This window comes from Rhodovulum sp. HP10 (assembly GCF_047553435.1).
In the GTDB taxonomy this organism is placed as follows: domain Bacteria; phylum Pseudomonadota; class Alphaproteobacteria; order Rhodobacterales; family Rhodobacteraceae; genus Rhodovulum.
Genome location: NZ_CP180201.1, coordinates 2057021 through 2078632, shown reverse-complemented (window position 1 = coordinate 2078632; position 21612 = coordinate 2057021). Strand labels below are relative to the sequence as shown.

Annotated in this window: 26 protein-coding genes, 3 tRNA genes and 3 pseudogenes; 7 read left to right on the top strand and 25 right to left on the bottom strand. The window is 63.4% G+C overall.

What is annotated here, in order from left to right:
- Nucleotides 1–34 precede the first annotated feature (34 nt).
- Entirely contained in the window at nt 35–1348 is a 1314-nt protein-coding gene (locus ACK8CO_RS09745; RefSeq protein WP_080617840.1) for a flagellar hook protein FlgE, read from the bottom strand.
- An 86-nt stretch (nt 1349–1434) separates the two neighbouring features.
- Nucleotides 1435–2307, bottom strand: coding sequence for a flagellar motor protein MotB (locus tag ACK8CO_RS09740; protein WP_414896496.1), 873 nt, complete (start codon nt 2305–2307; stop codon nt 1435–1437).
- Nucleotides 2308–2473: 166 nt separating this feature from the next.
- Between ACK8CO_RS09740 and ACK8CO_RS09735 the strand changes: the two genes are divergently transcribed.
- Nucleotides 2474–2596, top strand: coding sequence for a hypothetical protein (locus tag ACK8CO_RS09735; protein WP_414896495.1), 123 nt, complete (start codon nt 2474–2476; stop codon nt 2594–2596).
- Nucleotides 2597–2682: 86 nt separating this feature from the next.
- Here ACK8CO_RS09735 and istB (ACK8CO_RS09730) read toward each other — a convergent pair.
- Nucleotides 2683–3299: pseudogene (gene istB, locus ACK8CO_RS09730) on the bottom strand (IS21-like element helper ATPase IstB); the annotation flags it as partial.
- Between the two features lie 176 nt (nt 3300–3475).
- Nucleotides 3476–4078 (bottom strand): annotated as a pseudogene (gene istB, locus ACK8CO_RS09725) (IS21-like element ISPkr1 family helper ATPase IstB); the annotation flags it as partial.
- Between istB (ACK8CO_RS09725) and ACK8CO_RS09720 the strand changes: the two are divergent.
- Entirely contained in the window at nt 4014–4307 is a 294-nt protein-coding gene (locus tag ACK8CO_RS09720; RefSeq protein ID WP_414899053.1) for a hypothetical protein, read from the top strand. The pseudogene istB (ACK8CO_RS09725) and the gene ACK8CO_RS09720 sit on opposite strands and share 65 nt — an antisense overlap.
- Before the next feature lie 52 nt (nt 4308–4359).
- Here the strand turns inward: ACK8CO_RS09720 and ACK8CO_RS09715 are convergent.
- The 14 genes from ACK8CO_RS09715 to ACK8CO_RS09650 all read right to left on the bottom strand — a co-directional run bounded on the left by ACK8CO_RS09715 (nt 4360) and on the right by ACK8CO_RS09650 (nt 12710).
- A tRNA-Phe gene (locus tag ACK8CO_RS09715) sits at nt 4360–4434 on the bottom strand.
- A 113-nt stretch (nt 4435–4547) separates the two neighbouring features.
- On the bottom strand, nt 4548–4727 hold the full coding sequence (locus tag ACK8CO_RS09710; RefSeq protein WP_414896494.1) for a DNA gyrase inhibitor YacG: 180 nt from the start codon (nt 4725–4727) through the stop codon (nt 4548–4550).
- The gene (locus tag ACK8CO_RS09705) at nt 4724–5761 is read right to left on the bottom strand and encodes a ribonuclease E/G (protein WP_080617844.1); all 1038 of its coding nucleotides are present in this window, start codon (nt 5759–5761) and stop codon (nt 4724–4726) included. Before ACK8CO_RS09705 ends, ACK8CO_RS09710 begins: the two co-directional genes overlap by 4 nt.
- Nucleotides 5758–6336: a Maf family protein gene (locus ACK8CO_RS09700; RefSeq protein WP_080617845.1), complete on the bottom strand. Its 579-nt coding sequence runs from the start codon at nt 6334–6336 to the stop codon at nt 5758–5760. Before ACK8CO_RS09700 ends, ACK8CO_RS09705 begins: the two co-directional genes overlap by 4 nt.
- Nucleotides 6337–6339: 3 nt before the next feature.
- Nucleotides 6340–6558 (bottom strand): translation initiation factor IF-1, encoded by a 219-nt coding sequence (infA, locus tag ACK8CO_RS09695; protein ID WP_037209844.1) that lies wholly within the window; start codon nt 6556–6558, stop codon nt 6340–6342.
- 72 nt (nt 6559–6630) lie between these two features.
- Nucleotides 6631–7524 carry a carbon-nitrogen hydrolase family protein gene (locus ACK8CO_RS09690; protein WP_414899013.1) on the bottom strand — a complete coding sequence of 298 codons (894 nt, stop codon included), beginning with the start codon at nt 7522–7524 and terminating at the stop codon, nt 6631–6633.
- 11 nt (nt 7525–7535) lie between these two features.
- Nucleotides 7536–8135: a GNAT family N-acetyltransferase gene (locus ACK8CO_RS09685; RefSeq protein ID WP_414896493.1), complete on the bottom strand. Its 600-nt coding sequence runs from the start codon at nt 8133–8135 to the stop codon at nt 7536–7538.
- Complete coding sequence (locus ACK8CO_RS09680) at nt 8132–8473, bottom strand: isopropylmalate/homocitrate/citramalate synthase (RefSeq protein WP_414896492.1); 342 nt, start codon at nt 8471–8473, stop codon at nt 8132–8134. The genes ACK8CO_RS09685 and ACK8CO_RS09680 overlap by 4 nt, the downstream gene beginning before the upstream one ends.
- A complete protein-coding gene (locus ACK8CO_RS09675) occupies nt 8470–8937 on the bottom strand; it encodes a low molecular weight phosphatase family protein (RefSeq protein WP_080617848.1) in 468 nt (155 codons plus the stop codon). Before ACK8CO_RS09675 ends, ACK8CO_RS09680 begins: the two co-directional genes overlap by 4 nt.
- 1 nt (nt 8938) lies before the next feature.
- A complete protein-coding gene (locus ACK8CO_RS09670; RefSeq protein ID WP_369822846.1) occupies nt 8939–9421 on the bottom strand; it encodes a UPF0262 family protein in 483 nt (160 codons plus the stop codon).
- Entirely contained in the window at nt 9421–10731 is a 1311-nt protein-coding gene (gene hisD / locus ACK8CO_RS09665) for a histidinol dehydrogenase (protein ID WP_080617850.1), read from the bottom strand. The genes ACK8CO_RS09670 and hisD overlap by 1 nt, the downstream gene beginning before the upstream one ends.
- An 85-nt stretch (nt 10732–10816) precedes the next feature.
- On the bottom strand, nt 10817–11293 hold the full coding sequence (locus ACK8CO_RS09660; protein ID WP_414896491.1) for a DUF2948 family protein: 477 nt from the start codon (nt 11291–11293) through the stop codon (nt 10817–10819).
- On the bottom strand, nt 11290–12558 hold the full coding sequence (gene murA / locus ACK8CO_RS09655) for a UDP-N-acetylglucosamine 1-carboxyvinyltransferase (RefSeq protein WP_414896490.1): 1269 nt from the start codon (nt 12556–12558) through the stop codon (nt 11290–11292). The genes ACK8CO_RS09660 and murA overlap by 4 nt, the downstream gene beginning before the upstream one ends.
- Nucleotides 12558–12710 (bottom strand): hypothetical protein, encoded by a 153-nt coding sequence (locus ACK8CO_RS09650; protein WP_196774293.1) that lies wholly within the window; start codon nt 12708–12710, stop codon nt 12558–12560. The genes murA and ACK8CO_RS09650 overlap by 1 nt, the downstream gene beginning before the upstream one ends.
- Before the next feature lie 124 nt (nt 12711–12834).
- Here ACK8CO_RS09650 and ACK8CO_RS09645 point away from each other — a divergent pair.
- Nucleotides 12835–12909: transfer RNA gene (locus ACK8CO_RS09645), tRNA-Thr, on the top strand.
- A gap of 5 nt (nt 12910–12914) precedes the next feature.
- Here ACK8CO_RS09645 and ACK8CO_RS09640 read toward each other — a convergent pair.
- From ACK8CO_RS09640 to ACK8CO_RS09630, 3 genes are read right to left on the bottom strand one after another with little or no spacing between them, the layout of a single operon-like run.
- Nucleotides 12915–13913: a tyrosine-type recombinase/integrase gene (locus ACK8CO_RS09640; RefSeq protein WP_414899012.1), complete on the bottom strand. Its 999-nt coding sequence runs from the start codon at nt 13911–13913 to the stop codon at nt 12915–12917.
- On the bottom strand, nt 13820–14089 hold the full coding sequence (locus tag ACK8CO_RS09635; RefSeq protein WP_414899011.1) for an excisionase family DNA-binding protein: 270 nt from the start codon (nt 14087–14089) through the stop codon (nt 13820–13822). The genes ACK8CO_RS09640 and ACK8CO_RS09635 overlap by 94 nt, the downstream gene beginning before the upstream one ends.
- A 32-nt stretch (nt 14090–14121) precedes the next feature.
- On the bottom strand, nt 14122–14757 hold the full coding sequence (locus ACK8CO_RS09630) for a hypothetical protein (protein WP_414896489.1): 636 nt from the start codon (nt 14755–14757) through the stop codon (nt 14122–14124).
- Here ACK8CO_RS09630 and ACK8CO_RS09625 point away from each other — a divergent pair.
- The 3 genes and pseudogenes from ACK8CO_RS09625 to ACK8CO_RS09615 all read left to right on the top strand — a co-directional run bounded on the left by ACK8CO_RS09625 (nt 14756) and on the right by ACK8CO_RS09615 (nt 16604).
- Nucleotides 14756–15013, top strand: coding sequence for a glycoside hydrolase family protein (locus tag ACK8CO_RS09625; RefSeq protein WP_414896488.1), 258 nt, complete (start codon nt 14756–14758; stop codon nt 15011–15013). The two genes, ACK8CO_RS09630 and ACK8CO_RS09625, sit on opposite strands and share 2 nt — an antisense overlap.
- Nucleotides 15010–15336, top strand: a complete 327-nt coding sequence (locus ACK8CO_RS09620) for a bacteriophage spanin2 family protein (protein ID WP_414896487.1) — start codon at nt 15010–15012, stop codon at nt 15334–15336. Before ACK8CO_RS09625 ends, ACK8CO_RS09620 begins: the two co-directional genes overlap by 4 nt.
- Before the next feature lie 107 nt (nt 15337–15443).
- Nucleotides 15444–16604 (top strand): annotated as a pseudogene (locus tag ACK8CO_RS09615) (integrase core domain-containing protein).
- A gap of 57 nt (nt 16605–16661) precedes the next feature.
- On the opposite strand, the gene ACK8CO_RS09610 reads toward ACK8CO_RS09615, so the two are convergent.
- From ACK8CO_RS09610 to ACK8CO_RS09595, 4 genes are read right to left on the bottom strand one after another with little or no spacing between them, the layout of a single operon-like run.
- Nucleotides 16662–17588 (bottom strand): hypothetical protein, encoded by a 927-nt coding sequence (locus tag ACK8CO_RS09610; protein WP_414896486.1) that lies wholly within the window; start codon nt 17586–17588, stop codon nt 16662–16664.
- Nucleotides 17572–19224, bottom strand: a complete 1653-nt coding sequence (locus ACK8CO_RS09605) for a hypothetical protein (RefSeq protein ID WP_414896485.1) — start codon at nt 19222–19224, stop codon at nt 17572–17574. Before ACK8CO_RS09605 ends, ACK8CO_RS09610 begins: the two co-directional genes overlap by 17 nt.
- Before the next feature lie 14 nt (nt 19225–19238).
- Entirely contained in the window at nt 19239–20171 is a 933-nt protein-coding gene (locus ACK8CO_RS09600; protein ID WP_080617744.1) for a DUF4123 domain-containing protein, read from the bottom strand.
- A gap of 15 nt (nt 20172–20186) precedes the next feature.
- Nucleotides 20187–20720, bottom strand: coding sequence for a contractile injection system protein, VgrG/Pvc8 family (locus ACK8CO_RS09595; RefSeq protein ID WP_414896484.1), 534 nt, complete (start codon nt 20718–20720; stop codon nt 20187–20189).
- Between the two features lie 655 nt (nt 20721–21375).
- Between ACK8CO_RS09595 and ACK8CO_RS09590 the strand changes: the two genes are divergently transcribed.
- Nucleotides 21376–21451 (top strand) — tRNA-Thr (locus ACK8CO_RS09590).
- Nucleotides 21452–21612 lie beyond the last annotated feature (161 nt).

Genomic DNA, 21612 nt, shown 5'->3' with positions numbered 1-21612 from the left:
GTGTCACCTCCTCTTCCCGCTGCCGACGCGCGGATTACCGTTTGATGTTCGTCGTTTCCTGAAGCATCTCGTCGACGGTCTGGATGACCTTCGCATTCGACGAATAGGCGCGCTGGGTCTGGATCAGGTCCGTCAGTTCGCCAGCAACGTCGGTTGCCGACTCCTCCAGCGCGAAGCTCACCACATCGCCGGTCGGCCCGTCGCCCGCATCCCACATGAAAAACGAGCCGCTGGTATCCGACGGGCTGTAGCACTGGTTGTCATGAGTATAGAGACCGTTCGGGTTCGACACATCGACAATCGGCACCTGATAGAGGGTACGGGTGATCCCGGTATCGAAGTTCGCGCGGACGAATCCGTTCGAGTCGATCTCGATCGAGGTCATGTTGCCCACCGGAAAGCCGTTCTTGGTGATGCTGGTGGGCGCGAAGCTGTCCGACAGCTGGGTGGTGATCGACCGGCTCTGGAAAGCGCCGATATTGATGTCCATGTTGTCCCCGTTCGGACCGACCTGAACCGTCAGGATACCGCTTGCCGGGTTCCAGGCGCCCCCGATATTGTTGGTCGCACTGATCAGTGTCCCGCCATATTGCTGGCTGTCATCGAAAACGAGATCGTAATCGCCGACGACCGCTCCGGTCGCCGAGTCGGTCAGCGTCATGTTCCAGCTGTTGGAGAGGCCCGGGGCCGATGTGTCAGGCGTATAGACGACGTCGATGCTCTGCGACGTCCCGAGATTGTCGAAATACTCGATCGACAGGGACAGCGGATCCCCGGTGGCCGAACTCGCATCGTAGGCGGTCTCGGTGGCGGGCAGGTTGACGCCGAGCGTCATTTCGGTCGTCGGCTCGGTCGCGAACTGGTTGGTCTGGATCTGGATTGGCACGAGATCATCGGTGGTGTCGCGCGAATAGGACGGAATGGAGCCGTCCGCATCGGCTGGCCATCCCATCAGCACAAGGCCCGTCGTGGTCTTGAGATATCCGTCCTCGTCGGTCCGGAAGGAGCCGGTGGTGGTCATGTACATCGTGTAGTTGCCGACATTGGAAATCAGTTCCGATTCCGTCATTACCGGCAGGAAGCCGCGGCCACGGACCGCAAGGTCGGTGGCATTGGCGGTGGTCAGAAGCGCACCGGCCTGGTCAATCATCCGCGTGGTCGTGGTGCGCACGCCGCCGGCCGAATAGGTCCCCCGCGATCCGTTGATCACCATCGAGTGGAAATCGGCTTCGGCCGCCTTGTAGCCATAGGTCGAGGAATTCGCGATGTTATCGGAAATCGTCGCCAGGCGGGTAGCGTTTGCCGCGAGACCGGCCACGCTTGCGTTAAGCGAAGAAGAAATCGTCATTTGGGGGGCGCCTCTTTGCTGCTATTCCCGTTGCACCAGAGGTACGGCCTTTGTCTTTAACGGGGCCCTAACATTCAAAATTTTCTCTAGTTTCTCAGGTCCGACCTCAGGAGTGTCAGTTCGAGCCGGTTGTTGCGGACCGCCATCGGCCGCGAGATCGCGGGTTTGCGATCGGCAAATCCGGTGACCCGCTCGATCCGCGCAGGCGCCACACCGACATCTTCAAGCATCTTGCGGGCGATCTGGGCATGTAGGGTAGAAATGTCCCAGACCGGATTGTCGACCAGAACGACGGGCCGGGCGCTGACGTGACCGGCAACCGACACCTTGTTGCGCACGATGGCGAAGGCGGCCCCGATCACCTCCATCAGCCGGCCGAGGATCTCGGTCGGACGGTCGCGATCGTCGAAAAGCGGCACGCCCTCGATGTCGAAGAGCTCGATGACGAGGCCCTCATCGGTGAGCCGGGTCACGATATGTCGCATCATCTGTTCGCTCAGGACCGTTTCGCCGCTCTTGCCATTGAGCATGTCCTCGACCTGCCTCAGCACCTCGTTCTCGGCCTCGGCTTTGGCAGCGGACGCGCTCTCGTCATCCTTCTGCACCAACGGACCGCTGCCGATCTCGCCCTTGGCCTGACGGTCGGGCGTGGGGCTGGGACGGCTCGCCCCGGTGCCGCGCTGGGCAAGCGTCTCCTCGGAAAAGATCGAATCGCCGCCGAACGCGCCTTCGCCGCCGCCGGACACGCGGTTCACCGGAATTGTCGGATTGAAGTAATCCGCGATCCCCTTGCGTTGCTTTTCTGTCGTCGCGTTCAGCAGCCACATCAGCAGAAAGAAGGCCATCATGGCCGTCACGAAGTCAGCGTACGCGACCTTCCAGGCACCGCCATGGTGCCCATCGCCTCCGACAACCTTCTTCCGTTTGATGATGACTGGCGCGTTGGTTCCAACGGCCATAGCACCACCTCTTTTCACCCGCCCCCAGCTTTAGAACGCGGACATGAACGGGGGCTTAATCCAAAAAAGTGGCATAAATCAGGTGAGACTCTGCGCGCTTGTCCGCAACCCCATGGTCTGACGCAGTCAGGGCCGGGGCGCGTTCCGCTCGGCCGTGACCCGCTTCATGACCGCCAACACCGCCGGATCGCCCGGCGCGGTGCGGGCGCTGATCCGGCCCGAACTGTGGGACTTCCTGGACGGCGCGCTGATCGAGGGCACCGCCATCTCGAAAGGGACCCCCTGGTGAAGAATATCCCGGCCGGGAACATCGCCATGGCCCATAACTGTTGATTTCCACCCAGAACGGCCCCACCCTGGATTATGCTGAGCGGGTCATGTTTGGGTCAAGACATGGCTTCCCTCCCTCTTTTTCCGCGTTGCTGCAGACGCGCTGTCCTTGAAGCGGAGCTGTCGTTTCCGGTCTCGAGAATGTGACAGCGATGGGTCAGCCGGTCGAGGCGCGCGGTGGTCATCTTGGCGTGACCGAACACGGTGGCCCACTCGCTGAAGCTGAGGTTCGTGGTGACGATTACGCTGGTGCGCTCCTAGAGCCTGCTCAACAGATGGAAGAGCAAGGCGCCCCCTGAAGCGCTGAACGGCAGGTATCCGATCTGGTCCAGGATCACCAGGTCGAGGCGGGTGAGGGTCTCCGCGATGTGTCCGGCTTTTCCCTTGGCCTTCTCCTGCTTGAGAGCGTTGACGAGTTCGATGGCCGCGAAGAAGCGCACCTTCCGGCGGTGAAGCTCGATGGCATGAATGCTGGGCGCGGTTGCAACGTGGGTCTTCCCGGTCCCGGGGTCGCCGATGAACACAACGTTCTGCGCCCGTTCCATGAACTCGCCGCGATGCAACTGGCGCACCGTCGCCTCGTTCATCTCGCTGGACGAGAAGTCGAAGTTGGGCAGATCCTTGTAGGTCGGGAAGCGTGTCACCTTCATGTGATAGGTGACCTGCCCCCTGCCGGTCCCTCACCGCAATCTAGCGTCTGCACCAACTCTGAAGAAGCAGACGAATGCGAAAGTGTCAATCGGCAGGCAATCTTGACCCCCTTGTAGTGCTCCGGTAGCTGGCCCGATGCGGTGTAGCCCTCACACAGCGCAGCCGTATCGGGCCAGCGGGGTCTTGGTCATTCACGGGTCTTGAAGCGCCAGCTCTCGTTGCCGGTTTCGACGATGTCGCAGTGGTGGGTCAGGCGGTCGAGCAGCGCAGTGGTCATCTTTGCGTCGCCGAAGACCGAAGGCCATTCCCCGAAGTCGAGATTGGTCGTCACGATGATCGGGGTGCGCTCGTAGAGGCGGCTGATAAGATGGAACAGCAGCTGGCCGCCGGTCTGCGCGAAGGGGAGATCGCCGAGCTCATCGAGGATCAGGAAGTCGAGGCGGCAGAGCAGGTCTTCCGTGCGCCCTTGTCGGTCGGCACGGGCTTCGGCATCGAGCTTGTTCACGAGGTCCACGACATTGAAGAAGCGCCCCCGTTTGCCGCGTCGGATGCAGGCTCGTTCGATGCTCACGGCAAGGTGGGATTTTCCGGTCCCGGTGCAACCAATTAGCACGACATTGCGCTGCTGTTCGTGGAACTCACCGGCGGCCAGATCGCGCACCAAGGCCTCGTTGACCGGCGTTTCCTCGAAGCTGAACTCGTCGACCTCTTTCGCCAGCGGCAGCTTGGCGATCGTCATCTGGTATTTGATTGAGCGCGCCTGCTTCTCGCTGATCTCGGCATTCAGCAGGAGGGGCAAGGGCCTACGCCACACCGTCGCCACGACCCTGCGCAAAGCAGGCATGGAGGAACGGCAGATTGCGGATCTGCTGGGCCAGAAGACCCCTGCGATGGCACGACACTATTCCCGCTCTGCCAACCTTGCGGAGCGCAACCGGCTAACGCTCGAAGTCCTCGAAAAGGAGAACGAACGGCGATCAGAAACTGTCAAACCCCTCAAGAAAAGCGTCAAACCCTAGGAGGCTTTCCCGACATGAAAACAGAAAAAGCCAATCATAACAAGAGTTTTAATGGTGCCCGGGGGCGGAATCGAACCACCGACACGAGGATTTTCAATCCACTGCTCTACCCCTGAGCTACCCGGGCATGGGTGAAGCGCGCGGCTTCGGGTGGCAGGTGTTTAGGCGACAGGCGGGGGGCTGTCCAGAGGGTCCGACAGGATTTCGGGGTATTTTTTCGCGACCTCCGGCCGACCGCTGTCAATGCCGCCAGGACGGCGAGGGCGGGGGAGCGTCATCGGGCTCGATAGGCTCGGCGGGATCGCCGGGAAGGGCATAGCCACCGGTCAGCCAGCGCCCCAGATCGACATCGGCACAGCGGCGCGAGCAGAACGGACGGTAGGCCGGGTCGGTGGGCTTCTTGCAGACGGGGCAGGTCATCTTGGCAGCGTCTCGCTCAGAGGCAGGCGTTCGCGCTTGCGGGTCAGTTCGGCATGGCCGAGCGGCGTCCAGCCGACGAAAGTGGTCTCGACCGCATCGGCGCGGAAAGCGGCCTTCATCACCTGTTCCAGCGCCACCCGGTCCTTCTTGGGCATCGGCGCGAAATCGACCACCACCTGGCCGGCAAGGCCGCGCAGGCGCAGGAGGCGCGGCAAGGCACGGGCAGCGGCGATATTGGCCTTGAGCCCGGCCGCGGGCGAGCTGTCGGAACCGGTATTCACATCGACCGCGGTCAGCGCGCGGGTGGGCTCGACATGGACCGATCCGCCGCCCGGCAGGGCTTCGGAGCCGGAAAGCGCGTCGATCGCCTCGAGAACTCCGCGCGCGGCGAAACATCCGGCGCTGTCATCCAGCTCATCCGGGCCGGGCCAGTCGCGCCAGGCCAGCGCATGGGCATCGGGACCGTCGAGAAAAAGCTCGGGCGCCCCATCGGCGGGTTCGGCAAGGATCGCGGTGGCCAGCGCCAGCTGCGCTGCGATATCCTCGGCGACGGCCTCGGGATCGGCGATCTCGGCGGCCGAGCGCAGGATCGCGCCAAGCCCTTCGGGCGCAGTCGCCATGCCGTCATGCAGCAGTTCCAGCAGCCGGTCGCGGGCCTCCTCGTCGCGGATCGCGCGCGAGACATTCAGACCCGGCGCCTCGGGGGTGAGGATCGCATAGCGGCTCTTGAACAGGAAACGCGGCGTGACCGGCACCGCCTTGCCCTCTTCGGCAAAGCCCGTGACCTGCACCAGCAGGCCCTGGCCCGGACGCAGCCCGCGGGCCTGTTTCAGGAAGGCACGACCTTCGGGCAGCCGCAGGAAGACCCCGCCCTGGCCCTTCATCTGGCGATCGACCACGCCGCGCAGGATCGCGCCCGGCACCGGGCGCCCGTCCGGCGGATCGATCAGCAGGTCTTCGAGCCGACCGTCCTCAAGCAGGGCTGCGGCTTTCCGGCCGCCGATCTCGTCAAGCAGGATGCTGCGTCCGTTCATATGCGCTCCGCGTCCAGAGGATATCCAGCCGCGCGCAGAAGCGTCGCGGTTTCGGCCAGCGGCAGGCCGACAACGGCAGAAAACGACCCGCCGATCCAGGGCACGAAGGCCCCGGCGCGCCCCTGGATGCCATAGCCGCCCGCCTTGCCCTGCCATTCGCCCGAAGCGAGATAGGCGTTGATCTCGGCATCGTTCAGTTGCTTCATGCGGACCTGGGTCACGACGTCGCGCTCCCAGATCCGCTCGCCCAGACGCAGCGCAACGGCCGTCACCACACGGTGCCGCCGGCCCGACATCGCATAGAGAAAGGCCGCCGCCTCGCCCGCATCGGCGGGCTTGCCGAGAATGCGCCGCCCCAGCGCCACGGTGGTATCGGCACACAGCACCAACTCGTCGGGGCCGGCCGCGACGGCGCGGGCCTTCTCAGCCGCCAGCCGGATGCAATAGGGGCGTGGAAGCTCACCCCGATGGGGCGTTTCGTCGATATCGGCGGGACGCACGTCATCGGGGAGAACCCCGATCTGCGCCAGAAGCTGTTTCCGGCGCGGGCTCTGAGAGCCTAGGATCAGCCTCAAGGCTTACTTGAAGCGGTAATTGATCCGACCCTTGGTCAGATCGTAAGGGGTCATTTCAACCTGAACCCGGTCGCCGGCCAGAACGCGGATGCGGTTCTTGCGCATCTTTCCTGCCGTATGCGCGATGATCTCATGGCCGTTTTCCAGCTCGACCCGAAACGTCGCATTCGGCAGGAGTTCCTTCACGACGCCGGGAAATTCGAGCATTTCTTCCTTGGCCATGGTCACTCCAAAAAGGGGCAAGCCCGGAAGGGTTCCGGGCGCGCATGTACATGCGCCCGATCACGCAATAATTCAAGTCGTAAATGCGTGAAACGGCACCCGGGCCACCGGGGCGCTGCGAAGGCTCTGTTCAGGCCAGTGGGCGCGGTTCAGGACCTGACCTGCGGCGCGGACCCGGGCGATGGCCGCGCGGTCGATTTCGGCATAGACCCAACTCGGTGCGTTCAACGCGCCTTCGGCCAGAATACCGGTCGGCGGAAAGCCCGCATCGGGCGGGCCATAGATGGCGGCGGCGCCGATATTGACGTCGACCGCCGGGCACCAGGGTGCCGCGCCGACGGTCGGCGACTGGACCACGACGCATTGCCCTTCCAGCGCCCGGGCCATGGCTCCGACCCTGACCCGCCAGTAGCCCGCCAGCGTGTCGGTACAGGAGGGCACAAGCAGGACCTCGGCACCGGCCTCGATCAGAGCCCGGGCCAGAAGCGGGAACTGGCAGTCATAGCAGATCAGCACGCCGATCCGGCCGAGCGCGGTGTCGAACAGCGCAAGCCCCCCACCCGGATGCACGTCCCACTCCTCGCGCTCGAAACGGGTCATGATCTGCTTGTCCTGATGCCCGCTCTCGCCCTGCGGCCCGAACAGCCGTGCCCGGTTGACCGGACGCGCACCCTGCCAGACCGGGGCGCTGGCGCCGAGGATATGGACGCCATGATCGCGCGCCAGCCGGGCGTGAAGGGCCGAGGCCTGCCCGATCCGGGCCGAGACCGCGACCAGCGAGGCCTCGAGACCGGCCGCGGCAGCCGCACCGTCGAGCATGGCCAGTTCCATCGCGCCATATTCGGGAAAGACCAGCAGATCGGCGCCCTGGCCGGCAGCCTCGGCAACCCAGGCAGTCAGCTTGGCCTCGTAGCCCGACCAGTCGTCGAGCCGGTCGATGGGATAGGCGGCGGCGGCGATCTTCATGACGTCCGGCGTCATAGCTCTCGGATCCAGAATTGCAGCCGGTGCCGGGTCGGGGCGGTGTCGTCGAGATCCTTCCAGTCGAATTCGGCGACGATGCCGGGCAGGGGCGCATAGCCGCGCCTGCGCCAGAACCCGTCAAGCGGCCGGAAGCCTTCGGGACGGCGCGGATGGTCCTCGGGACGGATCACCGAACAGAAGGCGCTGTAGCGGCGACCAAGGGCCCGGCCCTGCGCCTTGCGCGCCTCGAAGAAGGCATGACCCGCGCCCTGGCCACGCCAGTCAGGCAAGAGCACGCTTTCGGCGCAGTAGAAGATGTCGGACAGATCGAACCCGCTGCCCGCGAAGGCACTGGCAAAGCCCTCGGCATGATCCTCCATCGGCGTACCGGTGGCCGCGCCGACCAGCCGGTCCCCGGCACAGGTCCCGGCGAAGGCACCGACAAGGATCGCACGCGGATTGTCGCGATAGCTGGCCATGTAGCGCCGCTCGTAATCGAGATCGCCGTCATAGAGATAGGGCCAGTCGCGGAAGACCGCGATGCGAAGCCGCGCGAGATCGTCCAGGGCAGCCTCGATCCCGGCGCCGGTCAGGGTCCGGATATCGAGGCTCATCGCACCAGCCCCGCTTCGTCGACGAGGTTGTCGCAGAAGGCAATGCGGCCCTGCCTCGGGGAGAGGAAGACCCCGGCGGACAGCCGGTCGCGCTGGCCCCGGGCCGCGGGCAGGCCCGCATCGGGTTCCGGATATGTGCAGTGCACGACCAATTCGGCTACGGCACGGCCCTCCCAGTCGCCGGGGCAGATCACCGGCCCGGTCAGGCGCTCGCGATGGCAGCGCGACCTGCGGGCACAGGCCCCGGCGAACGGGGCCCCGCGGACCCGGCCCTCGGCCCCATGAGGGCCGACATCCTCTGTCGCGCCCGCGTTGAAGGCCGGAAAACAGCGGCTCATGGCGCATTTCCTGTGCGCGGGGGGCCGAAACGGCCGGTCAGCCGGTCCACGATCTGGTCGCGGGTCTGGCGATAGGCGGCAAGCTTGTCGGGCCGGGTCTCGCCCAGCCCGGTCGGGTCGAGCACAGGCCAGTATTCGACCTCGAGATGGTAATAGCGCGTCAGCTCCTGCGCCCGGCGCAGGCTGGCGGGGCTGAGCGCGATGATCAGGTCGAAGCCCGACAGATCGTCGCCCCAGTCCTCCATCTCGTCGAAGGAGCGCACCCGGTGGCGGTCGAGCTTCACCCCCATCTCGTCGCAGACGCTGACGGTGAAGCCATCGATCTCGCGGTCGTTATGAACGCCGACCGACTGCACATAGGCGCGCTGGCCGTAGAACTTCTTCATCAGTCCCTCGGCCATCGGCGAGCGGACGGAATTGTGGTCGCAACAGAAAAGTACCGAGGAGGGCAGCTGCCCGGTCACCTCATCCCCCGTGATGCAGGACGCAGATCAGGGTGAAAAGTCGTCTTGCCGTGTCGATATCGAGATCCGCCTTGCCCTCGAGCCGTTCCTGCAGCAGCCGGGCCCCCTCGTTATGGATGCCGCGACGGGCCATGTCGATGGCCTCGATCTGGCTGGGCGGCAGGCGCTTGACCGCGTCGAAATAGCTTTCGCAGATCTGCCAGTAATCCTTCACCGCCTGCCGGAACGGCGACAGCGACAGATGGAATTCGGCCGCCGGGTCGCTGGCCTCGGTCCGGACATCGAAGACCAGCCGCTTTTCCCGGATCGACAGCGTCAGCCGGAACGGGCCCGCCGGGGCCGGTCGGTCCTCGCGCCCGGGCAGGGCGAAGGAATTGTCCTCCATCAGGTCGAACAGCGCCACCTTCCGTTCCTGCTCGATCTCGGGCGTCGGCGGCGGCAGGTTCGAATCGTCGAGTTCCACATGGCAGAGGCGGGCCGTCATCATGGTGCATCCTCGTTCAGACGGTCGAGCCGGACGCGGATGGACAGGCCATGCGCCTCGAGGCTTTCCGAGATTGCCAGCCGCTCGGCCGCGGGGCCAATGGCCTTCAGCGCCTGCGGCGTCATCCTGGCCAGTGTCGTCCGCTTGATGAAATCATGCACGCCCAGACCCGACGAGAACCTGGCCGAACGCGCGGTCGGCAGGACATGGTTCGGTCCGCCGATATAATCGCCGATGGCCTCGGGCGTCCACTGCCCGAGGAAGATCGCGCCGGCATGGGTGATCTTCCTCGACAGCGCCTCGGGATCGGCGACGCAAAGTTCCAGATGCTCGGGCGCGACCCGGTTCGAGAGCGCGGCCGCCTCGTCGAGATCGCGCACCACGATCACGGCACCGAAATCGCGCCAGCTCGCCCCCGCGATGGCGCGCCGCTCGATCGTCTCGAGCCGCCGCTCGACCGCCGCCGCCACAGCGCGGGCGAATTCGGCATCGTCGGTCAACAGTAGCGATTGCGCGCTTTCGTCATGCTCGGCCTGCGACAGCAGGTCGATGGCGACCCAGTCGGGGTCGTTGTCGCGGTCGGCGATGACCAGGATCTCGGACGGGCCCGCGATCATGTCGATGCCGACCTTGCCGAAGACCCGGCGCTTGGCCGCCGCCACATAGGCATTGCCGGGTCCGGTGATCTTGTCGACCGGGGCGATGGTCTCGGTGCCATGGGCCATGGCCGCGATCGCCTGCGCGCCACCGATCCGGTAGACCTTCTCGACCCCGGCCAGCCGCGCCGCCATCAGCACCAGCGGATTGGCCTTGCCGTCCGGGGTGGGGGCACAGATCACCAGCCGCTCGACCCCCGCCACCTGGGCCGGGATCGCGTTCATCAGGACCGAGGACGGGTAGGAGGCCAGCCCACCCGGCACGTAAAGCCCCGCCGCCGAGACCGGGGTCCAGCGCCAGCCCAGCGTCGCCCCCTCGGGATCGGTCCATTGCGCGCCCTCGGGCATCTGGCGGACGTGGTAGGCACGGATCCGTTCGGCCGCGAGCTCCAGCGCCGCGCGTTCCTCGCGGCTGACGGCGGCGCAGGCGGCGTCGATCTCGTCGGAGGTGAAGGCCAGCGTCTCGGGGGTCAGCTCCAGCCGGTCGAATTTCGCGGTCAGCTCGATCACCGCCGCATCGCCACGCGCCTTCACATCGGCGATGATGGCCGCGACGGCGTCGTCCACATCGGGGCTGTCCTCGCGCTTGGCGCCGAGAAGAGCCGAGAATTGCGCCTCGAAATCGGCGGATGTGGTGTCCAGGAATACCGGCATTGGGGTCCTCGCAAGCTTCACAATGCTGCATAGCCGCATTTTGACGGCGGGTGAACCTCCCCGAACATAAGGGCGCGGGACTGTGTCAGCTGTGGCGCGGTGCCTTGCCCGAGGGCGCGACATAGGGACGGGTCACGTCGGTCAGCGTCACTTCGAGACATTCGACATCGAGCGCGACCGCGCCGTCGCCCGCCAGCGTCAGAACGACCCGGCCGGTGCCATCCGCCCCCGGCTCGAAGCCGACCGACAGCAGCGACAGCACCAGATCGGGATCGGCACGGTCGATGCCCTGGCTTGCGACATGGGTCACATCCTCGACGGTCAGGACCGCCTGCACCCGTTCGAACGGGCGGCCGCGGCGCTCGGCGGCATCCCGGTCTTCCCAGCGGAAGCGGTTGATCAGGACCGCGAAACGGCGCCGGGGCCGGTCCCAGTGCATTTCCGTCGCGGGCAGGACCGCATCCTGCACCAACGCCGAGATCACCTCCAGATCGGCCTGCGTCACCGCCATCAGATGGAGCGGCGCCTCGGCGCCGTCCTCGAACCGGGCATCTTCCGTCATTCTGCGCTCATCCGTTCGATATGCGCGCCGCAGGCGCTCAGCTTCTGCTCGACCTTCTCGTAGCCGCGATCGAGATGATAGACTCGGCTGACCACGGTCTCTCCCTCGGCGGCAAGCCCGGCCAGGATCAGCGAGACGCTGGCCCTGAGATCGGTGGCCATCACCGGCGCGCCGCGCAGCCGGTCGACCCCGGTCACCGTGGCGGTGCCGCCCGCGACATCGATTCGCGCCCCCATCCGGATCAGCTCGGGCGCATGCATGAAGCGATTCTCGAAGATCGTCTCCTCCAGGCAGCTGGTGCCCTCGGCGGTGCACAAAAGTGCCATCATCTGTGCCTGAAGGTCGGTCGGAAAGCCCGGGAAGGGTTCGGTGGTGACATCGACCGCGGAGACCCGGCCGTTCCTGCGCGCGACGCGCAGGCCGCGTTCGGTCTCCTCGACGGTGATGCCCGCGGCATCGAGCGTCTCGGCGAAGGCGGGCAGAAGCTCGAGCCGGCCGCCAAGGCAGGTCACGTCGCCGCCGGTGATCGCGGGCGCCAGCATGTAGGTGCCAAGCTCGATCCGGTCGGTGACGACCCGGTGGGTGGCGCCGCCAAGGGCCGTGACGCCCTCGATGGTGATCGTGTCGCTGCCCTCGCCCTCGATCCGGGCCCCCATCGCGCGCAGACAGCGGGCGAGATCGACGATTTCGGGTTCGCGCGCGGCATTCTTCAGAACCGTGGTCCCCTTGGCCAGCGTCGCCGCCATCAGCGCGTTCTCTGTCGCCCCGACCGAGACCTTCGGAAATTCGACGACCGCGCCCTTCAGCCCGCCCGGCGCCTCGGCATGGACATAGCCCTCGCGCAGTTCCAGCTCGGCACCCATCGCCTCGAGCGCCTGCAGATGCAGATCGACCGGGCGTGCGCCGATGGCGCAGCCGCCGGGCAGCGAGACCTCGGCCCGGCCATGGCGCGCCAGCAGCGGGCCCAGCACCAGGATCGAGGCCCGCATCTTGCGGACGATGTCATAGTCGGCGCGGTGGCTGGTCAGCCTGTGGCTCGACAGTGCCAGCACCTTGCCCCGGTGCAGCGCCGAGACCTCGGCCCCCAGCGATTGCAGCAGCGTGGTCATGGTGCGGATGTCCGACAGCCGCGGCGCGTTGGTCAGGGTCAGCGGCTCGTCGGTCAGCAACGTCGTCGGCATCAGCGCGAGGCAGGCATTCTTGGCGCCTGCGATCGGGATCTCGCCCTTCAGCGGTGCCCCGCCCCGGATCATGATCTGGTCCATCAGTTCTGCTCTTCCTGCCCTTTGGGCTTGTCTTCGCGGGCCCGGGCCTGGGCCTTGCGGCGTGCGAGGTTGGCCTTGAGCGCCTGCTTGAGGCGCTCTTCGCGCGTCCCGGACGGCTCCCGCGCGCCCGGCTTGGGGGTTTTGCCTGTCATGGCGTCCCTAGTAGCGCAGGGGCAAAAAACCGTCCAGATACCGCTTGCTTCCTCTGAAATTTGCGTCTAATGAGCCGCCCACCGGCACATGACGGGCCTCAGGGAGCACCGTTGCCGTCAGAGTGCTGCTGTAGCTCAGTGGTAGAGCACTCCCTTGGTAAGGGAGAGGTCGACAGTTCAATCCTGTCCAGCAGCACCATAAAATCAATCACTTACACGGCCACTTGAGGATTGCACTTTGGTTCGTTGAACCAATTTCGGCTTTCCGAGCTCCAAAGAGCCAGCCGCGTGGCGCAGATAGTCGGGGCTAAACCGAGCATAGGTCGAGCGCGTGATGTTCGGGTTGGTGTGCCCTAGGTATTCGGCGATCTCCTCGATGGGAACGCCAGCCTCGGCCATGAAACGGCCCGCCGAACGGCGCAGATCATGCGGGGTACAATGGGCGATCCCCGCACGCTTGACGGCTGCGTTGAAGCCCGTCTTGATTGAACCGACGCGCCGTCCGCCCCATTCCACGACATAGTCCGAAACTGCAGCTTGCCGCGCCTCCTGCAGCGCTGCCATCAGTGTATCGTTGATCGGCACCAGCGCGCGCTTCTTGCGGGGCGATATGTCCGCCGTGGCGAGCCGGATCATCCTGTTTTTAAAGTCGACCCGGTCCCATGTAAGGTCGAGTATGGCACCCTTTCGGCCGGCGGTTGTCAGCATCAGCAGCATGGCCAGTCTGATGTGAGGGTCCACCGCACCGGCAAGCAGCCGATCCACTTCATCCAGCGTCAGGTATCGGTCCCGCGGGGCCGGAACTGGCGGCATCTCCACAGTGGGCGCTTGCGGAATCAGCCGCGACTTCTGCGCCCACAGCAGAGCCGATCTGAGACAGCCCATCTCTGACCGGATCGTTCCGTCCTTGCGCCCCGCCGTGCGGCGCTTCGCGATATAGCCGCGGCAATCGGCGACCGTGATCTGGTCCACGGACAGCTGCCCGAAGGCAGGCAGGATCACCTTGGCCGCGAAATCCATCTTCTCACCCTGGCGGCGGTCGCCCATTTCCGCGCGGTATGCGCCCCATACCTGCGCAACAGTCATGCCCGCAGGCGGCGCATCCAGCCTCAGGATGAGGTCGCGCGCTTCCCGCTCGGCCTCCCGGGCCGTGTTCGCCTCAAGACGATAGCGTCGACGTTTGCCCTCGTCGTCGGTCCAGATGACGACATGTCGGCCCTTGAGGCGGCCGATTCTATAGTCCCGCATTCGAAATCCTTCACTGTCTGCGCTGCGATCCTGAGAAGGCGCCCCCCCCCGACTCGGAAAGCGGGCAGCCTCCCCTCGCGGATCATTGCCCGCACGGTCTCTCCGGAACAGCCCCACCGCTCGGCCAGCATGTCGGGCGTGTAGGGGCGCTGGGGCTCAGCCATCACGCAGCCTCCTTCATTTCCTGCCCGCCCCACTGATCGGCGCAGGCCTGGGCCACGCCCTCGAAGGTGCGGGATCTGATCTTCCAGCGGTCCGGGCCGGGCGGCTGGCGATGCACAGCGTTCCAGCGTTTCCATTCGTCGGACCCACGCTCGGGCTCCGGCATCCGGTTCGTTTCGGTCAGCGGCGGCAGGCCGCGGAGATAGAAGCCGGTCGCCTTGTAGGCGGGTTCGCCGAACCAGAACGGCTGGACGATCTGGGGCCTCGGCAGATCGGCCGGCATGCGGTCCCGCGCCAGATCGTTCATTTCCGGGTTCTCGATGGCAACCCGTTCGACCGGGGCGCGCCAGCAGGCCGCGAACAGGGCGACGCCCTCTTCGAACTCCGCCCGCATGTCCTCCCAGCTGCGCCCCTTCGGGAGCTGTTTCGGGGGCGTCCACTTGCCGGGGCCCGACATCCAGCGCCTGCCCGATCGGCAGAGCCGCGTGCAAGGCGGGTGCATCACCGCGAGCAGGTCCCAGCCGAGGTGCAGGACCTCGCGGATATCGCAGATCATGTGCCGGTTCGATCGATCCTCGGCGGGCAGCAGGTCGCAGGACCAGACATCATGGCCCCGCGCGGCGAAGGCGCGGCGCATGCCCGACCGGACCTATGTCGCGATCCTCGACTGGGCCTATAACGTGGGCCTCGGCGCGGCCGCGCGCTCGACGCTCATCCGCAAGCTCAATGCGGGCGATCTGCGTGGCGCCTGCGATGAGCTTCCGCGCTGGCGCTTTGCAGGCGGCAAGGGCGTGCGCGGCCTCGCGATCCGCCGCAACAAGGCCCGCCAGCTCTGCCATGAGGGGCTCGACGGCGTGCCGGCCGACGTGCCGTTCCGCTGGTCGGGCGCATGAGGGCGCTCCTCCTGGTGCTGCTGATGGCCGGGTGCGGCGGGCTGCCGGTCCCGCTCGGGCCGCAGGTCGCCGCCAATGTCCAGGCCGGGGCCGAGAACGTGCAAGGTGTGAAGGTCGAGAACGCCCCTTCCATCCTTCGGCCCCGCGCCCGCGAGATCCGCCAGGAGCAATCCGAGAACCACCTCCGAGCCGACCGCGTCGACACCGTTATCGTCAATGTCATCCCCGCCTGGATCGTGCTGGTCGCCCTGATCGGATGGATCGCGCCCTCGCCCGGCGAGATCGGGCGGCGGATCGGCGAAGCGGTCAGAAGAAAACACTGAGCCTTATGACCTCAGTCTGTGCAACGCCAAATGGCGGAACAGGAAAGTTGCGTGAGCTGTCCACTTAACCTTCTTTCCATGCTATTTTGGGAACGGAGGACCCCGCCATGGATGGAACACCGAAAGCGACGAAACCCAAGGCTCGTGACGCGAAGACCAAGATCGCGCAAACCCGCATGAGCGTTCTGGAACTGGCGAAAGAACTCGGCAACGTGGCCGAGGCCTGTCGCCAGCGCGGCATGGACCGCACCAGCTTCTACGAGTGGAAACGTCGGTTTTGGGTTTGAGGGACCGTGGCGCCGGTGGCGCCGCGTAAGCCCGAGAACGGGCTTCGAGGGGCTCAAGGACCTGCCGCCGATCCACAAGACCCACCCTCAAACGACCCCGCCCGAGACGGTCGAGCGGATCAAGGCGCTGGCGCTCGAACATCCGGCCTATGGCTGCAACCGCTTCGAGGCGATGCTGGCGCTCGAGGGCGTGCGGGTCTCCTCGATCACCATCCAGAAGATCCTGAACGATCGCCAGCGTGGCGCCACCGGTTCGAGCCCGCTGGCGACGGCCTGGGCACGCGCTACGACCGCTGGCTGGCGCTCGAGGACGCCCATGCGGGCCAGACCATCGAGATCACTGCCGAACAGGCCGCCTTCCTCGAGAAGCAGAACCCGTGCTTCCGGGAACGACACGTGGAATCAGGCACTCCCGGCGAGCTGCTCTCGGCCGACACGTTCTTCGTCGGCATGCTGAAGGGGATCGGCAAGGTCTATCTGCACGCGGTCGTCGACACCTTCGGCAGCTACGCCTTCGGCTTCCTGCACGTTTCCAAGCAGCCCGAGGCGGCGGTCGCGGTCCTGCACAACGACGTCCTGCCCTTCTACCGCGCCCTGGACCTGCCGGTGAAAGCGGTGCTGACCGAGCGAGCCATTGAAGGCGCCATTGGTTCGAGCCCAATGGCGAGCGGCCGCGAATTCTGCGGCACCGAGCGTCACCCCTACGAGCTCTATCTCGACCTCAACGCAATAGAGCATCGCCGCACCAAGGTCCGCACGCCGAAGACCAACGGCTTCGTCGAGCGGTTCAATGGCACGGTGCTGGAGGAGTTCTTCCGCGTGAAGATGCGCGAGACCTTCTACGAGACTGTCGCGGCCCTCCAGGCCGATCTCAACGCCTGGCTCGTCCACTACAACACCGAGCGCCCGCATCTGGGTTACCGAAACATGGGCCGCAGACCCATCGAAACCGTCATGTCATTCGTTAGTCAAGAAGGTTAAGTGGACACGTGAGCGATCAATCACATTGCGTCCCTGACCAAAACGAGCACAAGGTCCTCAATGAATGATTTGCCACTGCCCCGCCTGGTCCTTCCAGAAGTAAATAAGCAACACACCCTCCTCACCGTACGTTCCATTTCGATAGGTCAATGGCATTGGAACAAGTGCGGCAAGACGACCATTACCATAGAGGCGCAGTTCAGATTTCGATGTATCTAACGGGAGAAATTCTGTGCTGCTTTCAGGCCCGAACATTGGGAGAACGTTCAGTTCAATGAACTGTTCCAAGCTGACCCCGAACGCCCCAGCTTGCCGTGAAAAATAAGGAGCGAGGGCGGCAGTCAAACCGTCAAATCCTCCCGAAACCTGTGAATGTAGCTTTGCATATTGCTCGACAATTTCACGTTTCATGTTTATGTTCGGATTCAGGTATTGCCCCTGCATCCATGCAAGGGGAGGCAAGTCCAGTCCGACTTCGAGAGACATGCCGAACATGTTCTGTTCGTCGGTGGACGTGATCGTCCCGACCTCAGATGCTGCAAGCCATTCTTGACCTGCATATGTGACGGAGAAGTCTCCTTCCGGCGCATCCTCTCCAAAGCGATATTGGACATCTATCGCAAAAGCGCGATCATCAAAAGGCATCGGGAAATCGGCTGCTGGCCAATATCCAAACCGCGCATGGACATGTCGGTCCCAGCCAGGCGATACTTCGGCTTCCGGGGAAACTGACAGAGTGACCGAATTCTTGCCCGAAGCGAATGCACTGTTCAGCGTCATGACCGTTGAAAACGGCCCGTCTGATCCGAGTGGGAACGACGGATCAGAGATAGGGACATCATTCACCCGCAAGTCAAGCTTCACACCAGCAAGAGAAATGTCCATTCCAAGTGCGGTTTGGGTCGGGTCACGTTCGCTTGCCATTACTGAACCTCCGATGACACTGATTATAAAGATGAAAATAACCTTAAAAATATGTTTCATACAACACCTCCGGCCTGCGAATGACGACCTCACCATTTACCGCACGGGAGCTATAAAACATTGCTTTTGCTTGTGAGGTGTAGGTGATTTTAATACCATCCCACTCCGACTTCACATTCAGCTTGCTGTCTTTCATATTTTCTTTCTGTTGTGCTGTCAGTGTTTTGAGTGTGACCTTGATTGAAGAGGCAGCTTTTCCAGAAGCACTTAAGGAACCGCTTATTCTGTAAATCCGCCCTTCTGCCTCTACGATAGCCACGACGGCCAATCCCAGAGATCCGCCGACTTCTCCCGCGCCATCCCATTTAGGTGAATTGACGGTCCGCTTCAGATCTACTGTTCCGATCCCTATTTGACCTGTGATTTCCAAAGTGACGCCAGCCTTCGCAACAAAGTGTGCCGGGCCATCTTTACTCCCAACCCCTTTGGCCGCAGCATCACGGGCTTTCTGCAAAGCTGCCGCAAGGCCGGATGCTGCGCTTGCCCGCGCCGCAGTCAAAAGCGCGTCGATGATGTCGAGCTTGGCTTCAATACCAATCAGAGGGGCAAAGCCCATTGTGACATCCGCGTCGATTCCAACCGCCGCCGGGTCGGAGGGATGCTCGACCAGTTTGAATTTGCTGGTTCCAAGATCGACCTTGTGGAACACGGAGATCGAAGAATGTGTGGAATTTTCGCTGGTTCTCGAGCCCTCACCAGTTAGGCCTTGAAGTTTGGAGAGCGTTTTGTCGAGAAACGGAACAAGGGATCGGGAATGGTTTTCTGGATCGGTTTTGCTCTCTCCCTCACCCTCGATGGAAAAGGTCGTTGCCCCGAAGGTACCGTCGAGTTTTCCTGTCAGGGCAACGCTGGGAACAAAGGTAAAGTCCGTGTAGTAAGTGCCTTTGATCTCGTATCCAAAACTTGCAGCCGTCCACTCGATTCTGGGATAAACTTGAAGCACACTGTTGAACGTCGTCTCGCCACTGCAGGTGTTGAGCTTCAATGAATAGTTTGTTCCAATCTTCTCCAGATCCCCCAATAGCGTGTACTTCGTGGCGTTGACAAATCTTTCAATGTCCGTCTGGCCCAGATCTGTATCTCCGGGGTAGGCAAGCTTGATTTCATAGTCTTCTGCGGTCTTCTCTTCGGTCTCACCACCTTCCATTTTGATCAGCGATTTCGGCATCTGCTTTGGCATGATGCAGTCGCCATGGGGCGTCCTGTCGAGTGTCACCTTCAATAGATCGTATCCAGAGGAGCCACCTTGGTCTGCAACAAGCACGAGCTTGCAATTCGTTTGCCCATTCGCCTTTTCCTCCTGAGGTAGGGTGAGGCGCGCGTCGCTATGCGAGCAGCCAAGCGTTATCGAGTTCACGCAGCAAGGCATAGCCGCCGCACAATCGCATCCCGCTTTGCCTTGGGGCTGATCGTGCACCGCTTCAGCTGGCGGAATGGCGCCATCCGAACTCATCGGCTCGCCGCCGTTGGACAGGTAATCCTGATACTGATTCTGCGCCGTAATTTGGCTGACCGTTTCGCCCTGGGCACGGGCATTGGCAATCGACCGCATGGTTTGCAGGGGGGAAGAGAATTTGCCAGGATGCGCGCCGACCAACGCTTCAATATCATCTATTGTCGGAACATAATATTTCATGAAACGCGCACTCCTTACAATCGATTCCAAATGTCCAAGTCCTGGGAGGCGTCTGCGGGAAATGGTTTGTCGCCTGCAGTCGTGTACCAGTTTTGCAAAGCGATAAATGTTTCACGAACCGAGACTCGCCTTCGCGTCAAAACCTCTCGCGCTCCCGGATGAGTTTCGTCGAAGGTGGGGCCGAATTTCAGCATGCATTTCGCGAACAGCCTAATTTGACGCACGGACGTCAGGCCATATCTTTCGGCGCGCGAAGCAGCCTCCGCTGCGATGTCAAGAATTTCGGCGTCTGACCTGTGTCTGGCAGTGAAATGCAACTCACGCGCCAGTTTTCGTTCGGCTCTTCTGGCTTGCAGATTCTCAAAGCGCCGATACTCAACCATTCCGATCTGAAAGCTCTGAGAACCCTTTCCGGGCGGCTCTTCTGGCGGGGTAGGGAGCGTCAAAAATTTTGATCGGAAAGAATCATGATGGGCCAAGGGCGAGAGCCCGCATCTTTCACCGAGAAGAGGTGACAACGGAATTGCAAGCCTGCCGAACGGGCGCATGAACATCCGGAGTTTATCTGCCTCAAGCGCATGACCAAGATCGAACAACACGCGAGGATCATAGAAACGGAAATAAACCGGAGCCTCATTCTGCGGAGTCTTCAGCATCGTGTAGCGTCGAAAATGTGCGCGCAAATCTCGCATTGGCCAGTGAGATGTGAAGATGAATCCCCAATGCGTATCGTTTGGCAGGAAAGACGCCATCTCGGAGATTCTGTCATCCATCTGGATCATCCACGGGGCATGGAGGGGCTGCTTCTGACCCGTTTCGCGATAAAAGCAACAGTGCTCGGTTCCCTCAAGAAACTGCGGGAGATCGGGACAATTCACCCCATCCAGAACAAGCCATGCGGGAGAGTCTTTGGATGATAAAATCTGACTTATCGTTACACCGGCCATGATTATACTTCGTCTTTAAGCGGGAATTGGCGGCCGGGTCGGAATGCCGCGCGCTGAGGCACGGGTCCTCGCCGCCGGTTCCCGGCACCGGATCGCCCTCCAGCACCACCTGGCTGCCCGCCCCGAGCGTCGCGATATCTCCCTCGGCCTCGAAGCTGTGGTCCTGGCCGCGTTCGTCCGCGGCGCGCCCGCATGGGCAGAGGCCGACAGCAGCTCGGTGAGGATCTCGACCACGGTCTTGTTGCTGAAGATCAGCTGGTTACGGCGGAGGCTCGCAAGGAACGCCCTGGGACGCGGCCGGTAGCGATGGCCATTATCGTCCGAGCCTAGCCAGCGGGCCCCGGTGACGATGCCATCGAAGGGCCGTTCTCCCTCGCGGGCGGTGGGGGTAATGGTGGCGTGGGTGCCAATCAGCCGGTCGAAATCGACAGCGGTCGGGGCGGCCAGACAATCGGCGGAACAGTCGAACAGCGCGTTCAGATGGTCGGTGCCTTCAAACCGGCGCAGCACCAGAACGTCCTGCCCCAGCACCGTGGGACTCCGGCCCATGCGGGCGTCCCGACGAAAGAAGCCACTCATGAAATACCCTCTCGAATTCCCGCCAAGGTAGTGAGGTAGGTCCTCTGCTGGCAACCCCACGCAGCTGCTTGCGCTGAAGGGCTCAGCCCCACCGGCAGCATCATGCCGATTGGCAGAGTGGCGAGGCTGATGAGGGGACCAGACTGAGCCTTGGCAAGATCAGGTGTCGAGCTCGTCCGCAGAAGCCATAAGGGAGAGATTTCCGGCGTCCCGAGCCGCGCCAGATCTGCCGCTTAGCCTCCTAGGTCTGGCCGCCTAGATTCGGCTTTCTGGCGCTCCGCGGGTAGCTCAGACACCGCAACAAGCGCGCCGAGCGCTTGAGCAATTTGAGGACTCCGCGCCCGGCGCGCCTGCGTCCGACGAGGCACCAGAATACCAAAATCAAACCTGCAGACTCTCGCCAGGAATGAGGTACCGGCAGGGGGCAGGTCATGACCGGGAAAGCCGAGCGTGCCACTCTCCGGAAGATGACCCTGCGTCCGGGGCGACGAGGACCGGTTCGCAGATGCGGAGAACCCGAGGTCTCGCGGAAAAGAGCTGGCACAATCTTCTGCACGGAAGAGGACAGGCCGTCCTGTTTCCACTTGAACGGCTCGGGCGATCCGGTTAAACGCACGCTCGGTCCGCCTCAATAGCTCAGCTGGTAGAGCAGGTCCTTCGTAAGGACAAGGTCGGGGGTTCGAGTCCCTCTTGAGGCACCACTCCCTGCATCGTCGGATCACCTGATTGTCGGGCAATATTGCGCGCCGAAAAAGAATGCGAAAGCCGCTCTGACCGGGGCTATCTGATGCGCGTGCGGACGATCTCGCCGGCCGGGTATGATCCAGATCGCAGGGTGGGCTGGGCATCCGTCATACGACGG

Bases quoted from the DNA above. Each gene is read 5' to 3' on its own strand.
- ACK8CO_RS09745 (WP_080617840.1), bottom strand. From the start codon at position 1,348: ATGACGATTTCTTCTTCGCTTAACGCAAGCGTGGCCGGTCTCGCGGCA.
- ACK8CO_RS09740 (WP_414896496.1), bottom strand. From the start codon at position 2,307: ATGGCCGTTGGAACCAACGCGCCAGTCATCATCAAACGGAAGAAGGTT.
- ACK8CO_RS09735 (WP_414896495.1), top strand. From the start codon at position 2,474: ATGACCGCCAACACCGCCGGATCGCCCGGCGCGGTGCGGGCGCTGATC.
- ACK8CO_RS09710 (WP_414896494.1), bottom strand. From the start codon at position 4,727: ATGACCTGCCCCGTCTGCAAGAAGCCCACCGACCCGGCCTACCGTCCG.
- ACK8CO_RS09705 (WP_080617844.1), bottom strand. From the start codon at position 5,761: ATGAACGGACGCAGCATCCTGCTTGACGAGATCGGCGGCCGGAAAGCC.
- infA (WP_037209844.1), bottom strand. From the start codon at position 6,558: ATGGCCAAGGAAGAAATGCTCGAATTTCCCGGCGTCGTGAAGGAACTC.
- ACK8CO_RS09690 (WP_414899013.1), bottom strand. From the start codon at position 7,524: ATGAAGATCGCCGCCGCCGCCTATCCCATCGACCGGCTCGACGACTGG.
- ACK8CO_RS09685 (WP_414896493.1), bottom strand. From the start codon at position 8,135: ATGAGCCTCGATATCCGGACCCTGACCGGCGCCGGGATCGAGGCTGCC.
- ACK8CO_RS09680 (WP_414896492.1), bottom strand. From the start codon at position 8,473: ATGAGCCGCTGTTTTCCGGCCTTCAACGCGGGCGCGACAGAGGATGTC.
- ACK8CO_RS09670 (WP_369822846.1), bottom strand. From the start codon at position 9,421: ATGACGGCCCGCCTCTGCCATGTGGAACTCGACGATTCGAACCTGCCG.
- hisD (WP_080617850.1), bottom strand. From the start codon at position 10,731: ATGCCGGTATTCCTGGACACCACATCCGCCGATTTCGAGGCGCAATTC.
- ACK8CO_RS09660 (WP_414896491.1), bottom strand. From the start codon at position 11,293: ATGACGGAAGATGCCCGGTTCGAGGACGGCGCCGAGGCGCCGCTCCAT.
- murA (WP_414896490.1), bottom strand. From the start codon at position 12,558: ATGGACCAGATCATGATCCGGGGCGGGGCACCGCTGAAGGGCGAGATC.
- ACK8CO_RS09650 (WP_196774293.1), bottom strand. From the start codon at position 12,710: ATGACAGGCAAAACCCCCAAGCCGGGCGCGCGGGAGCCGTCCGGGACG.
- ACK8CO_RS09635 (WP_414899011.1), bottom strand. From the start codon at position 14,089: ATGCTGGCCGAGCGGTGGGGCTGTTCCGGAGAGACCGTGCGGGCAATG.
- ACK8CO_RS09625 (WP_414896488.1), top strand. From the start codon at position 14,756: ATGCCCGACCGGACCTATGTCGCGATCCTCGACTGGGCCTATAACGTG.
- ACK8CO_RS09630 (WP_414896489.1), bottom strand. From the start codon at position 14,757: ATGCGCCGCGCCTTCGCCGCGCGGGGCCATGATGTCTGGTCCTGCGAC.
- ACK8CO_RS09620 (WP_414896487.1), top strand. From the start codon at position 15,010: ATGAGGGCGCTCCTCCTGGTGCTGCTGATGGCCGGGTGCGGCGGGCTG.
- ACK8CO_RS09610 (WP_414896486.1), bottom strand. From the start codon at position 17,588: ATGAAACATATTTTTAAGGTTATTTTCATCTTTATAATCAGTGTCATC.
- ACK8CO_RS09605 (WP_414896485.1), bottom strand. From the start codon at position 19,224: ATGAAATATTATGTTCCGACAATAGATGATATTGAAGCGTTGGTCGGC.
- ACK8CO_RS09600 (WP_080617744.1), bottom strand. From the start codon at position 20,171: ATGGCCGGTGTAACGATAAGTCAGATTTTATCATCCAAAGACTCTCCC.
- ACK8CO_RS09595 (WP_414896484.1), bottom strand. From the start codon at position 20,720: ATGGGCCGGAGTCCCACGGTGCTGGGGCAGGACGTTCTGGTGCTGCGC.